The 16,144-nt window shown below is 56.4% G+C and carries 12 protein-coding genes; 3 read left to right on the top strand and 9 right to left on the bottom strand.

From position 1 onward, the window contains the following. Window positions 1-5 precede the first annotated feature (5 nt). Together V1289_RS07650 and V1289_RS07645 are read right to left on the bottom strand one after the other, a co-directional pair. Window positions 6-1,448: an MBOAT family O-acyltransferase gene (locus V1289_RS07650; RefSeq protein WP_334396363.1), complete on the bottom strand. Its 1,443-nt coding sequence runs from the start codon at window positions 1,446-1,448 to the stop codon at window positions 6-8. Window positions 1,449-1,508: 60 nt separating this feature from the next. After that, complete coding sequence (locus V1289_RS07645) at window positions 1,509-3,272, bottom strand: HAD-IIIC family phosphatase (RefSeq protein WP_334396362.1); 1,764 nt, start codon at window positions 3,270-3,272, stop codon at window positions 1,509-1,511. A gap of 187 nt (window positions 3,273-3,459) precedes the next feature. Between V1289_RS07645 and V1289_RS07640 the strand changes: the two genes are divergently transcribed. Then, window positions 3,460-4,698 carry a glycosyltransferase family 2 protein gene (locus V1289_RS07640; protein ID WP_334396360.1) on the top strand — a complete coding sequence of 413 codons (1,239 nt, stop codon included), beginning with the start codon at window positions 3,460-3,462 and terminating at the stop codon, window positions 4,696-4,698. Window positions 4,699-4,751: 53 nt separating this feature from the next. Here the strand turns inward: V1289_RS07640 and V1289_RS07635 are convergent, their stop codons facing one another. The 4 genes from V1289_RS07635 to V1289_RS07620 all read right to left on the bottom strand — a co-directional run bounded on the left by V1289_RS07635 (window position 4,752) and on the right by V1289_RS07620 (window position 9,429). Beyond that, complete coding sequence (locus V1289_RS07635) at window positions 4,752-5,810, bottom strand: glycosyltransferase (protein ID WP_334396359.1); 1,059 nt, start codon at window positions 5,808-5,810, stop codon at window positions 4,752-4,754. Window positions 5,811-5,887: 77 nt separating this feature from the next. Beyond that, complete coding sequence (locus V1289_RS07630) at window positions 5,888-7,177, bottom strand: O-antigen ligase family protein (RefSeq protein ID WP_334396358.1); 1,290 nt, start codon at window positions 7,175-7,177, stop codon at window positions 5,888-5,890. A gap of 55 nt (window positions 7,178-7,232) precedes the next feature. Further along, window positions 7,233-8,435 (bottom strand): glycosyltransferase, encoded by a 1,203-nt coding sequence (locus V1289_RS07625; protein WP_334396357.1) that lies wholly within the window; start codon window positions 8,433-8,435, stop codon window positions 7,233-7,235. Window positions 8,436-8,556: 121 nt separating this feature from the next. Then, window positions 8,557-9,429: a glycosyltransferase family 25 protein gene (locus tag V1289_RS07620; RefSeq protein WP_334396356.1), complete on the bottom strand. Its 873-nt coding sequence runs from the start codon at window positions 9,427-9,429 to the stop codon at window positions 8,557-8,559. Between the two features lie 105 nt (window positions 9,430-9,534). Between V1289_RS07620 and V1289_RS07615 the strand changes: the two genes are divergently transcribed. Both V1289_RS07615 and V1289_RS07610 read left to right on the top strand, forming a co-directional pair. Continuing rightward, window positions 9,535-10,878 (top strand): glycoside hydrolase family 16 protein, encoded by a 1,344-nt coding sequence (locus tag V1289_RS07615; RefSeq protein ID WP_334396355.1) that lies wholly within the window; start codon window positions 9,535-9,537, stop codon window positions 10,876-10,878. Window positions 10,879-11,240: 362 nt separating this feature from the next. Next, the gene (locus V1289_RS07610; protein ID WP_334396354.1) at window positions 11,241-12,194 is read left to right on the top strand and encodes a beta-1,6-N-acetylglucosaminyltransferase; all 954 of its coding nucleotides are present in this window, start codon (window positions 11,241-11,243) and stop codon (window positions 12,192-12,194) included. 11 nt (window positions 12,195-12,205) lie between these two features. Here V1289_RS07610 and V1289_RS07605 read toward each other — a convergent pair whose 3' ends face one another. The 3 genes from V1289_RS07605 to V1289_RS07595 are packed head-to-tail and all read right to left on the bottom strand — an operon-like array spanning window position 12,206 to window position 15,963. Further along, window positions 12,206-13,372: an acyltransferase family protein gene (locus V1289_RS07605; protein WP_334396353.1), complete on the bottom strand. Its 1,167-nt coding sequence runs from the start codon at window positions 13,370-13,372 to the stop codon at window positions 12,206-12,208. A gap of 47 nt (window positions 13,373-13,419) precedes the next feature. Next, on the bottom strand, window positions 13,420-14,505 hold the full coding sequence (locus V1289_RS07600; protein WP_334396352.1) for a glycosyltransferase family 2 protein: 1,086 nt from the start codon (window positions 14,503-14,505) through the stop codon (window positions 13,420-13,422). A 15-nt stretch (window positions 14,506-14,520) separates the two neighbouring features. After that, entirely contained in the window at window positions 14,521-15,963 is a 1,443-nt protein-coding gene (locus V1289_RS07595; protein WP_334396351.1) for a lipopolysaccharide biosynthesis protein, read from the bottom strand. Window positions 15,964-16,144 lie beyond the last annotated feature (181 nt).

The following is a 16,144-nucleotide window of genomic DNA, read 5'->3' as shown; positions in this document are numbered from 1 at the left end:
GCACTTCAATTCAAAACGCCTTGTACACGAAGTCTGGAGCTTTGTGCAGCAGTGTTGCGACCGCAAAGATCGCCATCATCTTGCTGGCGAGCGCCAGATTCCTGACGATCTCGCCACCGCGGATGGCTGACAGAGATGGCGGGCTTGGCACGCGCGCCATGATGAAATCCAGCATCAAGGCCGCAACAGCGAAAACTCCCACCAGCAAGACGTACGTGCCCAGAATGCCGGTCAGCCCGAGCCGCATCACAAGCTGGGTGAATTGAGGCAGCTCCGTTGCCCAGAGGCAGGTCAGGGCCAGCACAAAGTAAGCGACGGTCAGACCGCGGGCAAAATAGATATAGGCCGTCTGTTCGCTGAGCGCGCGATAACGCTTTTTGCCCAGGCGTTCGGTGCAGGCCAGTTGCCAGAGCTTGTTGATGCTTGCGCCGGCGCCCATCAGGAGACCGTAGATGATGAACACCGCCGTGGTGCCGTGCCACACGCCCATGACGAGAGAACGTGACGAAGAAGGCCAGTACGCCGAGGTAAGCCGTCAACGCCGGGGCCGGGAAACATGTCATCAGGAACATCAGAAGCGGATTGAAGAGGTAGAACTTGAACCATTGCGACAGCGTCATGTGCCAGCGCTGCCAGAATTCAAGGAAGCTGCGGGCCAAAAATGGCTTGTCGAAGTTTTCGGGCAACGACTGGCCGAGCAGCGTGCCGACGCCGATGACTATGTCCATGTACCCGGAAAAATTGAAATAGAGATAGATCGTGTAAAGCGCGGCGACGGTTGCGTAGATGACGCACAGCGTGGGGAACGCCAGGCCCGTCGCCTGCAACTTCGGATTTAGAAAGGTGAAGGCGTATTCGGCAGAGGCCGCGACAACGACGAATTTAACATAACCGGTCGCGATCCTTGAGAACGCCTGGTAGACCCGGGACGAGTCGAGTTGAACCGTCGCCTTTCCATCCGCCGCGCGGAAATCCTGATATCGCTGGATCGGACCGGAGACGAAGCAAAGGAAATTGCATGTGAAACGAAAGAATGCCAGCGGGCCAATTCGCTCGACCGGATCTCCCGATCTGACATCCATCATGAGGTGCAGGATTCGGAACAGGACGTAGGACAGCCCGATGGTCAGGTAGGGAAACGGAAGCTGCCCGAGGCCCTCGAAGAACGAATACCGCTTTAGAAAGACATAGGAACACAGGATGGCAATGACGCCGAGCGCCTGAACGGGAGCCGACTTGCGGAAATAAACCGTGGAAACGCAGACGTAGCCGAGCATCAAAAATGCCAGCAACGGCACCACTTGCGTGAAGTCGGTAAGATAGCTTGCGATGAAGATGGCATTCGCGGCCCCCAGGACCAGCCGTCGATAGGCCACGGACTCACTGACATGGAAGGCAGCGACCACCGCAGCAAGAAAAGCAAAAAACAGAGGTGATGTGAGACTCATGTAGGGGAAGCTCGGGGTGGGCCGCGATTGTCGCTCGACATTGCCGTCGGTCGGATTTGATCAGGCAGGCTCAAGCTGCGGCTCCTCCCGCTGAACCACCATCGGCTGCTCTTCCAGTTCAACGTCGGTGCGCAGTGCCCACCGGCTGCTTCCATCGGTGCCATCATCGAGGCGCACGAACCCCAGCTTGGCATAGTGATCGCAGACCATCTCGTTTCTCTCGGTGGGCCGGTAGATGCCCTCGAGGTTTGTTATGCCCGCCGCCCGGGCCCGCAACACGATCTCGGCCAGCACCGCCTGCTCGACGCGGCGTCCCAATACCCGGCAACTCATCAACCAACTATCGATCGTCCAGGTGTCGGGGTGAGTGGCGCGGCATATAATGACGCATATGATGCCGTTGTCGCCGAATTTGTCGATCAACCTTGCATACAGCGTCATGAAGGTTGGATCGGCCTCGGCCTGCTCGACCTGGGATTCGGTGTAGCGGCGCGTCGTCAGATTGAACTGGTTGCTCTTGTTGATGAGCTGGGTGACGCGCGCCCGCGTCGTGGCATCGAACGAGTCAAATACGATGCGCATTTCCAGCGACCGCAGATAGGCATCCAGATCGGTAGCTTGCCCCTGCAAGCTGAGCCGGCGCGCATTGGCCTGGTACATTTCGGCGCGCGCGCGATCTTCGTCGGAAAAGTTGATTGCCTCGAAATAGCCCGCCGCGGCCAACGTGCGGGCGTAACTCGCCGGATCAGCATCAAGCTCCGGCACGGCAACTTCCGGAAGCTCCTGCCGGACCAGGCCCCGCTCGACCGGATTGTCATCCAGGAACACGAATGAATCCAGTCCCAGTGCGAGCTCGTTCGCGATCGCACGAATATTGGTCGCCTTGTCGTTCCAGTTGGCTTGAAACACCGCAATATGCTCTTCCTTCAGAAGCATGTCCGGGTGCTCCCGGAACGGCCGTCTCGCGACGCTATCGGTGTTTTTTGAACTGACTGCCAGTACAATGCCGCGTGAGCGCAGCATCAACGCGAGCTGCTGTACCGAAAGATGCGCTTCGCCCGTGGCGTCGCCCTGGGCGATTCGAATACCTTCCATTCCGTCGTCCCCGATAACGCCGCCCCAGACGGTGTTATCGAGGTCGAGCACAAGGCAGCGGCGGCTCTTCCCGCGCATCGCGCCGAAGATACGCGCCACATGTTCGGCGTAAAGCGGCACATAGGCCTCAGCCAATGGTAGCTTCGCCAGGTTCCACTGGGCAGGGGAGTGCCAGTCGGCGAGCCCTACTGTCTCGGCGATGCCGGCGACGTCGAGCAGCATGTCGGTCGATTGCAACACTGCCTGACAGATCTTCTGGTTGACGCGGTCGATCAGATTCCGCCCAGTCCCGGCCAGCGCGCGGTCAAAAGAGCCGAACAACGCCTCAGGCGGTGCGGCGAGCGTCTGGACGATGCACAGCGCACCGCTGTTGCGTGACACGCCGGCGCGGACCGAATTGAGAAAATCGACGGCTGCATCGACCGTTTCGGCGGCCAGTTGCTCATTGCCAGGGCAGGGTTGCAGGGACAGCCCGCGGTGATCGATCGCGAGCAGGACGACATCGGGCCGAGCCTTGTTGAGGGCGGAATCCGGCTGCAACGCCTCCTGCAGAAACTGATCGTAGGCGCCCATGATGCATTCCAGGGCAAAGCCGTGACGTGCGGCCGTCGCAATCAGTATCGGGACCATGAGATCGAGCGTGCCGTTGCCAATCAGGCCAAGGCGAAATGGAATGAGCGGAGCAAGTGATTGACCGTTCTCTAGCGCCGATTTGATCGCGCGGCCCAACCGGGTGAGCTGTCGCTCGTCGAGTGCGTGACCAGCCAGCGACCTGATGTGCTTTCCAAGGTCATCGCGATTGTGCGCCAACTGCTTGCAGCGGGATGAGAAATCGGCGGGAGGTTGTGGCAGCCACGCCAGTTCTCGAAACAGTTCCACAGACACGGTCGGCTCACTTGTTCTTGGCGACAACTCAATGATTGCCGCAGCGATTATCGGAAATCCAGACAATATTATGTGCAAGAGTTGGAACATAATTCGACAGATTTATGGCGATTGTTCCCGCGGTCCAGGCAACGCCGATTTTTCCGCAATAAGCGCTGTCACTTCGTCAAAACACGAATTAGAAACTCACCTTAACGGTATGGCCGAGGGGACCGACGTGAGCGAATTGATGTTGTCGGTGATCATTCCGAATCACAATTATGACGACTATGTTGGAATTGCGATCAAGAGCGCCCTCGAAATCCAGTGGCCCAAGGTGGAGGTGATTGTTGTCGATGATGGATCGACGGACAATTCGCTGCAGGTCATCGGTGCGTTCTCCGACAAGATCACCCTGATCAGTCAGGAGAATGTCGGGCAGATGCCGTCCTGCGTGAACGGATTTGGCAAAAGCTCGGGCGACGTCGTCATATTCCTCGATTCAGACGATGCGCTTCATCCGGATGTGATGAATGAGATTGCGGCAGTCTGGTCCCAGGCCGCCAGCAAGTTCCAGTTCCAGATGCGTGTTATCGACGCCAAGGGCAATCCGACGGGCAACATCCTGCCTCAATTCTTCTTGCATCCGAGCCCTCAGAACATTCGGGAATGGATGGCGACAACCGGCGCATATCCGACCCCGCCAGGATCCGGCAACGCCTATCCTCGTTGGCTTGTCGAGCGCATATTTAATTTTAAGTCTGACTTTACAGATCGAGCCCCCGACAGCTATCTACTCGCCGGCGCGCCTGCATGTGGCGACGTGATAACGATCGCGAAGCCGCTGGTGGATTATCGGGTACACGGCCTGAATCACGGCGCATTCCTTGAGCTTGACGACAGTCGCTTTGCGCGCGAAATCGACGTTTCACGTCGACGACATAAATTCTTCACAGAAGTCGCCAGGACCGAGGGTCTTGCTGTTGCAGCCGAGGCGTTGAACAGGAACTTCTCCTATCTTTGTTTGCGTACCGCGTCGCATACGTTGCGACCGGACATTCATCCCGTTGCAGGGGATCGTTCGATCCGCATCCTGGTGGATGGCTGCAGGGCGTTCAGCTATCCGCAAGGTCTCTCGGCCTCCCAGCGCGCTTCGCTCCTGCTGTGGATCGTATGCGTGCTACTCTGTCCGCGTTCTCTTCAGCGGATGCTGGTAACCTGGCGGTATGCTTCCGCGCAGCGCCCGAAGTGGATCAGACATCTACTTAACCGGCTGAGGGTCGTTCGGTGAGCTCTGGCAGAGACGCCACGCAAGCGGCGGGTCGCCGATTGCGGGAGATTGCCTCAAGGGTTGGGCGATGCGATCTGAGTCGACGGTTGATGGCCCGCCCGCGCATGTGTTCGATTGAAACGAAAGCTGATCATCTGACGCGCGAATTGCCGAGGCGCCAGCGCCAGACTGCTGATCCAGATCAGGTGTTTCATGCGCGCGCGAAAGGTAATCGGATCGCGAAGAATACAGGAGACGGCGGTTGCCCATAAGTCGCCCAAAGACCGCTTCGCGTCGTCATCGTGCTCGTCACTCAACTTGCGGGCCATCAGGCGATAGTTGGTAAATACCAGCTCGTTGTCCAGGAAATCGTCGTCAGGCAGCTTTGTGCCCAACGCGGCTGCGTGCTGTCGCAGGATATCGAATTCCTGCTTTCTGATGCTGATGCGGCGAGCGAAATGAGGGATATTCGCCCGGCGCCCATCTTCGCTGCTTCGACTGATATTTCGGGAATGTATCCTGTACTGGCCTAATGGCTCGGCGATCGTGACAACCCGGCCATACAAGGGCGCAATGGTGTTGAGCACGCCATCGTGAGATTCTGGAGGCGTCAACGGCATCACCCGGCTCAAGAACTCGCGTGCATAGGCGTTTCCCGATGTGACAGGCCAAACATATGTCGCCGTCCTTGCAAAGCTTCGAGCCGTGCTTTCTTCATTCATGTGCGTTGAAAAATTGCAGAACCGGCGGCCCGCCGGATTTCCGAATTCATCAACGACGTCGAGGTCGTATTGGACTTTGGCGACCCCGGGCCGATATGCCTGTTCGACCAGTTCGAGCGCCGTTGGATACAGCCGGTCGTCCGCGTCGAGGTACAAGACCACAGAGCCACTCGAGATTCGATAGCCCGTGTTGGAGATGACCTTAATTCCCTGGTTCGGCTGGAAGATCGCCCGCACCTTGTCGCCATAGGCCTCTATCCGTTCGCGCGATCGATCCGTCGAACCGTCGTCTATTACGATGATCTCGTCGGCGGGGCGGGTCTGCGCGATGACGCTATCGATGGCGCTGCCGATGTACCGTTCGTAATTGTAGTTGGTGATGATTACGCTGATCGTCGTCCTGTTCTGCATGGTGTTCTCGCTGGGAGCCTTCGCTAGCTGTCGGTGTTGATGGCTGACGTGCGAATGCCTCGGCTTTCGCATTTAGCTCAAGTGCCCGCCGGCCGAAGAGTGTCACGACGTGCGGGACTTGAATGAGAATAATGAGCCGGCACCAGCGTTAGCAGCCACACCATGAGGGCGAAGTCCGGTTTCAGAAGAAGGCCGCCGCTCAGCCAAACGAACAGCAAGAAATTGCAAACCTCTATCCGGGCGCTGCTCGAATATAGCCGGATGACGAAAATCGAGGAAACGAGGATAAAGCCAAGGATGCCGTACTCATAGATCAGTTTGGCCCAGGTAGGATCGTTCACTTCGTATTTTACCCGGAGGAGCATGATCTCCCGCAGATAGCTGCCGGCGCCTCTTCCCAGCCAGGTTGAACCAACCTCTTCGAAGCTGTGCGCGAGCATGTCGAACGGAGCGACAAAGCGGGCATAGCCGCTCGTGTTCGGTGTTGTGAATTCCTTCAGCCGGTCAAACCAGGCATCCAGATAAGGAATGTCGGCGATGTAGAGACCGACCAGAACGGCAATCAAGCCGACGAGTGAAGCGACAAATACCGGAATTCGTCGGATCGACCTTGGCAGCACGAAGCCGGCGAAAAGCGCGAGGATACCGGAGCCCGAAAATGAGCAGATTAAGCCGGCGCCGACAATAGCGAGAATCCGCAACCGCGCCTTGCCGTAGAACTCGATCATCAGCGCCAATGCCATCACGATCGACAGGGTCGCCGACTCCCGAAGAAAAAAGCCATTTGCTTTTATGAGTCCTGTACCCTCGCGGGTGTAGGCGTAGTTACCTGCACCGCGGATCGCATCAGGCAGGACGAAATGAATATTCGTCAGGAATGGCGTCTTCACGGCGTTGACCACGACGATTTGTACGATCGCAACCAGCCCAATGACGGTGGCAGCAGAAACGAACGTGTCCTGGATACATTCCTGCACGGACCGCAGATCGTACCGATCGGTCATGCGAAAGGAGAAGGGGGCCAGGAGCGCCAGAAGAAGCAGTAACGATGTCCAGGAGGTGGAAGAATCGGAGTATGGTATTCGAAGAGCCGCCAGGGCTGCGGCGCCGGTAAAGAGTGAAAAAGACAGAAAATCCAGTGCGACGTAGCCGGACACCAACAGGTAAGCCGCGCACGACGCATAACAGATGAAGTCTACGGAGAGGGGAAAGTCCCCGATATTATAGGCGACCTGCGAGAGAAACAGGAACGCGATGATCGCGGACCGTACCGCGAGTTTCCCCGTTGAACTCAAGTCCGCGCTTGACCGGCTGTGACTGGCCGGGTCCGTCGCTGGATGGGCAGTGCTGGCGATCCCGTAGCTCATTCAATGTGTCCGATAACAAGCGAACGATCCGACGATCCCCGTCATTTCGCCATAGTCACTGTCGTGCATCGAGTGCGGTGTCGGCCGGCTGCAGGAAAACCTCTCGCAGGCGTTGGACGCCGGCGGCAAGCCCGAAGCGGTCCGAAAACAATTTGAAAAGAGTTTCCTGATTTCGATTGAGAGCATCCAGATTGTCGATGTTGCGAACGATAGTTGTGGCGAGATCGTCGAGATTATCCGCAAGGAACATAGCCGACTGCTCCTCGGGCGTGGTACCAGCCAGTGCTTCCTTTAGCCCGAATATGGGCAATCTCTCAAACGCATAGTCCATCACCTTGAGTTTAAATCCTCCACCCAACAGGTCGGGAACCATCCCCCCGCGCGAGGAGAGCAGATAAGTGGAGATATCCGCGACGCGGCCGTGGAAGATCAGGTTTGGTCTGTGGTGGACATACTGATCCACGATTGTCTGCGGGACAGTACCCACGACGTTGAGAGTGATCCAATGCAGTTTCAACACCGGCAGGAGCGCATCGACAATCAACTCGAGGTTTTTCTGCTTGGCGATCCAGTCAAATGATCCGAGTAAAAGCAGCGATCGAGGGCAATTTGCGTCGATGATGCGGGGGGCGCTGGTCTGTCCGAGATAGATGGGCGGCACGACATGCACGTGGGCGGCGAGGGAACGAAAGTAGGATGCATCGGTATCGGTGATGCATATAATCGCATCCGCAGCCCTCAGAATCCGATTTTCCAGTCGTCGATATTTTTCGGCGTCCAACCGCATGACGACCTTGCGCAGGGAGTTGTCGAAATTGCTTGCGATCTGAGGCCGGATTTTTCCTTCCGCGTTGTGGGCGACATAGCAGATGGATGCATTTCGGCGGCCTCTCAGAATGAGCGACAGTAGTCCGGAGGAATAAGCGTGATCGATGACGATCCAATCCCACGGCTCTTTCAACAATCGCTCGAGCGCCTGTTCGACTTCGGGTGTGCCGAGGTTGTAAGCGTCGCGCGGCAAGGGCGACAACAGGCTGAGCAGGCCAGAGGTGCGGAACGGCGGTGCATCGATGCAAATGGTGTTAGGCAAACCAAGGCCGTGATCGGTAATCGGTTGGTGACTTCTCCGCGTTCCAACCACGCTGAGAGCGACCTCATTCGTCATCGAAAGGGCCTTCAACAGACCGGCAGAATAGAGGGCGTCACCACTGAACAGCGGCGTTGGGAGGCGGCCTGAAATCCAAAGTACCTTCTTCATTTTGCTCCAACACGCTATTTTCCTGGCTCGCATCTTTTTGACGCAGGCGCCGGAAGCGGAATTTCGACCGGGCGCGAACAGAGACCAAAATGCAACATCGTCAGCCGTAAGGCGCCCGAAATCAAAATTCGAACTTTCCTTGTTTGGACGTCTTCCGCACCACCGCGTCCTGGCGGAGCAGATATATGTTCGTCAGGAGGCGTCGCAGAGCTTCCTTGGATTTCCAGAAGAACCAAACCACCCTGTCATATACCGATGGCCGCTTATCAAACTCCGATTGCTTGTTGACCGAGGAGCTAGACCCCAGCTCAAGACAGGGGAACGGAAACAGCGCGTAATTGTAGAGACCATTTGCCCAAAACCGGTCCATTTCCCAATCGATCGGCCGGCTGATGGTGCGGACCGTTTCCAGAAAGGAACGCGCCTTTTGACTTGATATCAAGTAAGCCTGTGTGCCCATCGGCGCTTTCTTGAATCTGATTAGCTCGCGTTGTCCTAGCCAGACGATGTGTCGTGATCTCGCCGCGTGACGTGCATACAGCCGAAGATAACCAATGCGACTGGTCTTGCAGAGGCGTACAAGAGTTCCGTAGTCGAAACTCGGGTCAAGGAAGACGTCGTCTTCGATGACCAGCAGCCAGTTTTCCTGCCTTGATTTGGCCAGTTCCGTCAGAATGCTGAGATGACTGGCGGCGCAACCAATTTCCGATTTTGACAAGCCTCTACCCCAAAATCGAACAGATTCAGTGTTGTTGTAGCGGGGCTGATCGTCGCGGGGTTCGCGAAGCGCGTCAAAAAACCTCCACGGGATTGAAAGCGGCTCCAAATTTGCACGTAAGCGTTCACGACGAACTGAATCGGGAAAGCTGATGACGACAAGACTAAGTTCGAATTCCATTGCAATACCGATCTCTTCTCGGGGAGCGGTATGTCCAGAATCCGGCTTTTGCGCGTCGCATTTGTTTTTTCCAACCGCGTCAACTTTTAGCCACACAGCCCGCGCTCGTCGCTGAACTCGGCCGGCTTGCCGGAAGCACACCGGAGACGGCTGGCGGCACGATAACGCGTTGATCGCAAAGACAAAATTGAAGGATTCTGCATGAGGTATCACGCCATCGGTAAATTGTTCCTGGGACTGACGATGATGTTATCGGTCAACGTTTCGGCAGCACCCGCCCATTCAGCAGGCTGGGAGTTGGTTTTCTCCGACGAGTTCAATGGCGACAAGCTGGACCGCAACAAATGGGCGACGCGATACATCTATCAAAACGAAACGATGGACCACTTCAACGACGAGAAGGAGCGCTATCGCGATAATCACGTTGTGTCCGGTGGTGCGCTCAGTCTGATGGCAAAAAAGGTCGAAGGATCAGATCTCTTCGAATCCGCGATGATCAGAAGTCATCGGACATTCTACTACGGCTACTATGAAGCGCGTGTGTTTCTGCCCAACGCGAAAGGCGTGTGGCCGGCGTTCTGGCTGGAAGCCGATTATGATGCTGACGGCAAGACCTGGCATCCGCCCGAGATCGACATTTTCGAGTATGTTATCAATGGCGTCGAAGACAAGGCCAACTCGCTGCATTCAAACACCGTGGGGCCCTGGAGTGAGAAGTCCTACACCTATGTCGACAAGAATTTCATGCTGAAGTTTCAGAACATGTACGCCAGCGAAGATCTCAATCAAGGTTGGCACACGGCGGGCTTTGTTTGGGCGCCGGATCGGATTTCAATGTTCTGGGACGGCCGTCTCATCTACACGCGAATGTATCAGTGGCTCCGCAAGGACGGCCAGCTTGGACCTCCCGCCCACGTCGATCTTAATTTCGCCGTCGGAGGCGCTTGGGCCGGTCGGCACGGAATCGACGAGGCGGCATTCCCGCAAGCCTTCAAGGTCGACTCTGTCCGGGTCTGCCAGTTCACGAATTCTGATAAAGGAACGCGTCAGTGTGGCCCGAGCGAAGTGACGCCTGATCCGAAGGAGTTCGGATATTCGGCTGCTCTCAACGATATGCCGAAGCCTGCTTTTCTGGCGGTCGACAAAGCGGGGGACAAGCAGCCCAACGCGGGCGTCTTGTCATTGAACAGTGGAAGCCCGCTCAATGTCGCCATTCCGATCAGCCTGCCCGAGAACTATCCTTCGAACCGGTTGCTCCAGGTTTCGGTCTACGACCCGGCGACGCGATCGGTCGTTGCAACCGCGGATCGCAAGTTGCAGGACAGCCTCGTAAAGAAGCGAGCCGACGGTGCGGGCCTAGTTGAGTTTTCGCTGCCCGCCATCCAACGCCCCGGCAGCTATGTGTTGGACGCCAAGCTGACATCCGAGACAACGAGCGACAATGGCGCCAGACAGGTGCTGCCGAGCCCTGTGACGTGCAACACGGCGGTGGTCCAGCCTAACAAGGCACGATCCTGCCGGCTGTTGTCGCTGCAGGTGCACTGAGCCGACCCTGGCAATAACGCCTACATGGTGTCGCCGCTTCCGTGTGGAAGGAGAGATAATCAGCCGGTCGCCCCGTTCGCACGTCGCGATCCTCACGATTTGGCAGATTGCCTGCCGTGTCTCGAGCGGAGAACGAAGATCTCCGTTGAGCGGAGAATGCCGAGCGCGTCACGTTTTCGTCCAATTAGGAACAACAAAGGAGGTTAGGAACTGCCGTAGGGACCGGTTCCATCGTAACGCCAGCGGCGCCAGCCAGGCGTCCGATTTAACAGAACCAGGGTTCGCTGTACGCGGAGCAAGATTCGAGGAGACGGCGTCCGCTTAAGTAGAGTCCTTTGCGACATCAGTGTGGTTGCGTGCTCATGTCCCCCCAAAACACATTGGATATTGCCTACCTTGTCCTTGCGCATCAGCATTCCGAGCAGCTTTCCCGGCTGGTCGAACAGCTGCGATCCCCTGCTGCCGATATATTTGTCCATGTCGACGCCAAGGTGCCGATTGAGCCGTTCTTGCGAGCGGTCGGCCCGGATGTTCATTTCACGTCGACACGAATTCCGGTTTATTGGGCTGACTATTCGCAGATCCGCGCGGTGCTGCTGCTGATCGAAGCTGCCTTGGCGGCGCCTCGCAAGTACGATTACCTGGTTCTTCTCAGTGGAGTTGATTATCCGCTGCGTTCGGCCGCGGAGATCGAGGATTTCTTCGCGCAGAACAAAGGTTCTGAATTCATCAATTGGGTTGCCATGCCTTCCGCCGCCGCGTCAAAGCCGTTGTCGCGGCTAACGGACTATCATGGCCGGCCCGGATTGCCCGGCCGGCTTCTGAGCAAAGCCCGTCGGCTGCTGATCAAACTCCACTTCATGCCGAGCGCGCGCGACTGCAAGGCCTATTTGGGCGAAACCGCACCCTATGCAGGCAGCACCTGGTGGGCTCTTACGCGCGACGCATGTGAGTACATTCAGAGCTTTGCCATCGGGAACCCACGATTCATGAAATTCTTTGAGAACACCTCTTCGCCGGATGAGATGGTCTTTCAAACCATCCTGGCGAATTCGCCATTTCGTTCGAGAATGCGCCGCAATCTCACCTATGCCGATTGGAGCGATAGAGCAGCAAGTCCGTCGCCAATCGGCGAGCGTCATCTCGCGTTGTTTGGGGCCAATCCCGTTCTGAAGGCAGACGGCCCTTACGGCTCCGGCGAATATCTGTTTTGCCGCAAGGTCATGGATGCAACCATTTCGGACCGGCTGGCGGCGATAATTGCGGAGCGAAGCGCGACGCGTCGCGAGCGAGTGTTCGGCTCGGCCAGGAAATGAAGCCGGCGAATTCAGTCGGGCAGGGGGGCGGGAACAGCTTGCTCAGTTTCAGTCGCGGGAACAGAATGAGCTTCTGTCAAGCGTTGTTGACCTCTGTAGAGCCTTAACAAGAACGAATTTAGCGGGGCTTCCACCAGTCGGTAGACAATCGTGCCGGAAATGATGGCCAGAATCGCGAAGACCAGAACGACCAGATCGCCAGGAAACCGTAAAAGGTCGATCAGCTTTCGTGCAATGTCCCGGCTCTCGTAGATCACGATAACATGAAACAGATATATGGAGTAGGATGCGTCCCCAAGCAACAGAAGAACCTGGGGACACTTGATGTGTGCGAGTTCGAGCTTCAGGCACGATAGAAGCACGATCATCGACGGAATTCCCCAAAATATGAACCTTGCGCTTTCCGGGAATGCAAACGCCGAGCCAGCAATCATCAGCCCCAGGCCGATGAATAGAAGGGGCCATGCGTAGGCGGCTGTGATTGCTCGTCGCTGAAACAAGCTGCCGATCGCGCATCCGAACAAAAATTCGAAGACAATGGTATTGGCGAAGAACTTGGATATTGCATCGTGTCCACCGAATATCCAGGCGGTGGCGTTCGCCGCACAAAATATGACGGCTAGCGCGCCGATGATGCGTCGTCGAAAGATCGCTACGACGGCGGCGAAACAGACATAGAAAAACATCTCGTAAAACAGTGTCCAGCCGACACCGAGGATCGGCTGCACGTTGCCGTTTTCGTCAAACGTCGGAACAAATGTAAACGCTGCGACGATTCGGCTCAGGGAAATCGGCGGCAAGGCGTCGATCGAAGAGTGACGATAGAAGTGGAGAAAGGCAATTGCGACGATCAGCGATGCAGCTATCGCATACATCGGATAAACTCGAATTGTCCGTCTGATAATGAAGTCCCGCGCCGGCTTCTCGCGGTTGACGTACGGGGGCGAGACGAAAACCATGATGAATCCGCTAATCAAAAAGAAGATATCGACCCCAATCGCGCCGGCTCCAACAATTCGTTCGGAGCTGAAGATCCGAAAGCCTGGAAGGGCGGCATCCACCGGCCAGTTGGCCGTGAAAGCTCTTGCGGCATGATGAAAAACAACGAGGGAAGCGGCGAGCCCGCGCAGCATTTGCAGCGACGACAAGGTATTCAGGGCATTTGCTTTGGTCGACAAAGTTCTCTCCATGGGTCTGGAGCGCGATTGCGTCTGAAGGAAGCGGTTCAAAGCCGCCAGAGCATTTTCTTCGATAGCGTCACCCAGCCGCGCGGCCAGAAACCGAGCGCGGTAAACCGGGCAAGGTCCTTTGGCGTCGGTTTGATTCCGTAAAAGGTGGAGAACACCTGCAACATCAGTTTCTGCCGGGCCCTGGAATCTTCCGGGAAATGCAAATTCGAGACCAGCTCGTATGCGGCTCTCACGCGGTCCTGTTTCGATGAAATGCGATCGCGGCTTGGCGTTACGTCGAAGCGATAGAGTGGCATGTCCAGTAGCCGAGCCGGTCCAAATCGCTTGACGATCCTTATGAAGAACTCGAAATCCTGCCAGGCCGGCAGTTTCTCGTCGAACAAGCCCGCTTCTCTGAATGTTGAGGTTGGGGCAAATACCTGATTGCCGATATGATTGGCTTCCGCCAGATCGGCGAACTCTACCGTTCCTCTCTTCTTGGTGACAAAGAGCTCCTTTCCGCCGCTCAGGAAAACGTCCTGCGTGTAGATGCATGAAACGGCAATGTCGTGCCGCGCGTACGATGCCCAGCAATCGTGCAGCGCGCTCAGCCGTTGCGGCTCGAACGTATCGTCATCGTCCAGCCCCGTTATGAAGTTACCGGTCGCCTGGGTTATGGCCTTGTTCCGCGAGGCCGGAGCCCCGCGGGGGCTTTCGTTGCGCAGCGCGCGAACTCTCTTGTCTTCGCGGACGATAGACTCCAGGAACAACGCCGTCCCGTCAGTGGAAGCGTCGTCGACCACGATCAGTTCAAGATCGGTGTATCGTTGAGCGAGGACCGATCTCACGGCGGCCGCCAGTAGATCGACTCGATTGTGCGTCGGGATGTAGACGGAAATAGTCAAGATCTTCACCACTCCGGAGCTGACGATTGTTTGTGCTGTGAGGCGGCCCTGTTTAGAGGCTTTATTATCACGTAGGTGCGTGCATGGTAAGCTGCCATGCTCTTGGAGAGTTGGCGCGAGGGAGCGCGCCAAAAGCGCATCAAGGCTTCGATGGGGAGCAAGCATCAACCGCAGGTGCATCCTGCAAGCGGCCCCATTGGCAAAGGGAAAAGCGAGCGCGCGAGCAAAAGGATCCAAGAAGATCCGCTTTGGCTACTTCAATATGAGGCGCCTACTGCGCCAGAGAAGTTCGCGCTTTGCACCGAAGGCCAGGATGACGCCGAGATATACAAGATAAGAAAGTGTCACGAGTGCTGCCATCTGAGCAAGACCTACGGAATGCAGGTTGTATTCGGCGATCTTTAGAATGAGAGCGCTGGCGAGCGTGGCTATCGCGTGAGGAATTGCGAGCTTGACCAGATCACGAGAGCTAACTGGCCCACTGCGTCCGCTCGCGATCCATATTAGCGGGACAAGAGCGATATAATTCATAATTGTATATGACGCGGCAACGCCGACGGCGCCCCACGGGAGCCCGATTATAAATGATGTGACAGTAAGCACCGCTGAATAAGTACCCAATTTGAAGAATTCACTACCACGGCCTTGGCTTAGAAAGAGCCAGCCTGTGGTAGACGACATTACCTGATGGAGGCCGGCCACCCCCAGCCACTGAAAAATTGGAGCGGCTGGAATCCATTTATCGCCTAGCAACAGTTCGAAGAACTGAGGAGCGCATATGATCGCGAATAAGATTCCCGGTTGGGCGGCAATCATGATCAACGATACCGCCTCTGTGTAGGTGCTGCGATAACTGCGTGCGTCACCTTGGATGCGCGATAAGAAGGGCACGAGTACCTGTCCGATGGGCCCATGCAGCTGAGAGATCGGAAAGAGTAGCAACCGATAGGCCCGATCGTACAACCCGAGCTGATCGCTGCCGAGGAAGCGCCCAATCAAGATGTTATCGAAATTCCGCGAAAAATAATTCACCAAGTTGAATCCGGAAAGATGCGAACCAAAGCGGAGCATCTGTGCGGAATCTTTGTCAAAATGCGGTGCACCAGGCCTGTATTTTGTCGCTAGCCAAATGCCAACTCCTGTGATGATAGTCGCGGTAGCGGCAGAAACGAACAGAGCCCAATAACTTCGCCAAATCAGGGCGCCAGCGACGCCGACGGCGAGGGCAATCGTAGCGCTTACGATGTCAATAATAGCGAGCTTGTTAAAGTGCGAGTCCCTGTTCAGAATTGCTGCGGGAACGGCCTGAGGTCCGCCGATTAGAACAAGAACTGAAAACGCAATTGTCAGAAGCTCTACCCTGGGCTCGGCATAGAAGATCGCTAGCAGAGGGGCGCTGGCTCCAAGCAAGACAGCGAAGATTACTGAGGCGACGACAGATACCCAGAACAGAGAATTGATTTGGCCCTGGGTAATCCTCTCGCGCTGTATGATGGCCTGACCGATCCCCAGGTCTTTCACGAGCGCTACCAACGCGGTGGCGGTTGCAGCCATCGCGAGAATGCCAAAATCGGCTGGTGTCAAAAGCCGCGTGCTGATGATTGTTAGGGCAAAGCCGGTGATGAGACGCCATACCTGGGCAATGCCAGTAACGACAATATTTTTGGCCGCCCGAGATTTGCTGTTATTTTCCACCTATCGAGCCATTCCAGTTTCGTGAGCGCCGCAGCCGCTGCCCTGCAACGGCACTCCAGTTGAAAGCCTCAAACATGGTGCGTATAGTAGAAGCGATGTCAGAAGCTGGATCTTTGTTGTGGTTAGGAAAGCCAATGACACGAAGCCATCCCGGAAGCTCCATTCAGAGCCCGAAAAGATA

The sequence above is a fragment of the Bradyrhizobium sp. AZCC 2289 genome (assembly GCF_036924615.1).
Taxonomy (GTDB): Bacteria; Pseudomonadota; Alphaproteobacteria; order Rhizobiales; family Xanthobacteraceae; genus Bradyrhizobium.
Note: the sequence above shows the minus strand (reverse complement) of the source record. Positions and strands in the feature narration are given on the sequence as shown.

Bases quoted from the DNA above. Each gene is read 5' to 3' on its own strand.
- V1289_RS07650 (WP_334396363.1), bottom strand. From the start codon at position 1,448: ATGAGTCTCACATCACCTCTGTTTTTTGCTTTTCTTGCTGCGGTGGTC.
- V1289_RS07640 (WP_334396360.1), top strand. From the start codon at position 3,460: ATGATTGCCGCAGCGATTATCGGAAATCCAGACAATATTATGTGCAAG.
- V1289_RS07635 (WP_334396359.1), bottom strand. From the start codon at position 5,810: ATGCAGAACAGGACGACGATCAGCGTAATCATCACCAACTACAATTAC.
- V1289_RS07630 (WP_334396358.1), bottom strand. From the start codon at position 7,177: ATGAGCTACGGGATCGCCAGCACTGCCCATCCAGCGACGGACCCGGCC.
- V1289_RS07625 (WP_334396357.1), bottom strand. From the start codon at position 8,435: ATGAAGAAGGTACTTTGGATTTCAGGCCGCCTCCCAACGCCGCTGTTC.
- V1289_RS07615 (WP_334396355.1), top strand. From the start codon at position 9,535: ATGAGGTATCACGCCATCGGTAAATTGTTCCTGGGACTGACGATGATG.
- V1289_RS07610 (WP_334396354.1), top strand. From the start codon at position 11,241: ATGTCCCCCCAAAACACATTGGATATTGCCTACCTTGTCCTTGCGCAT.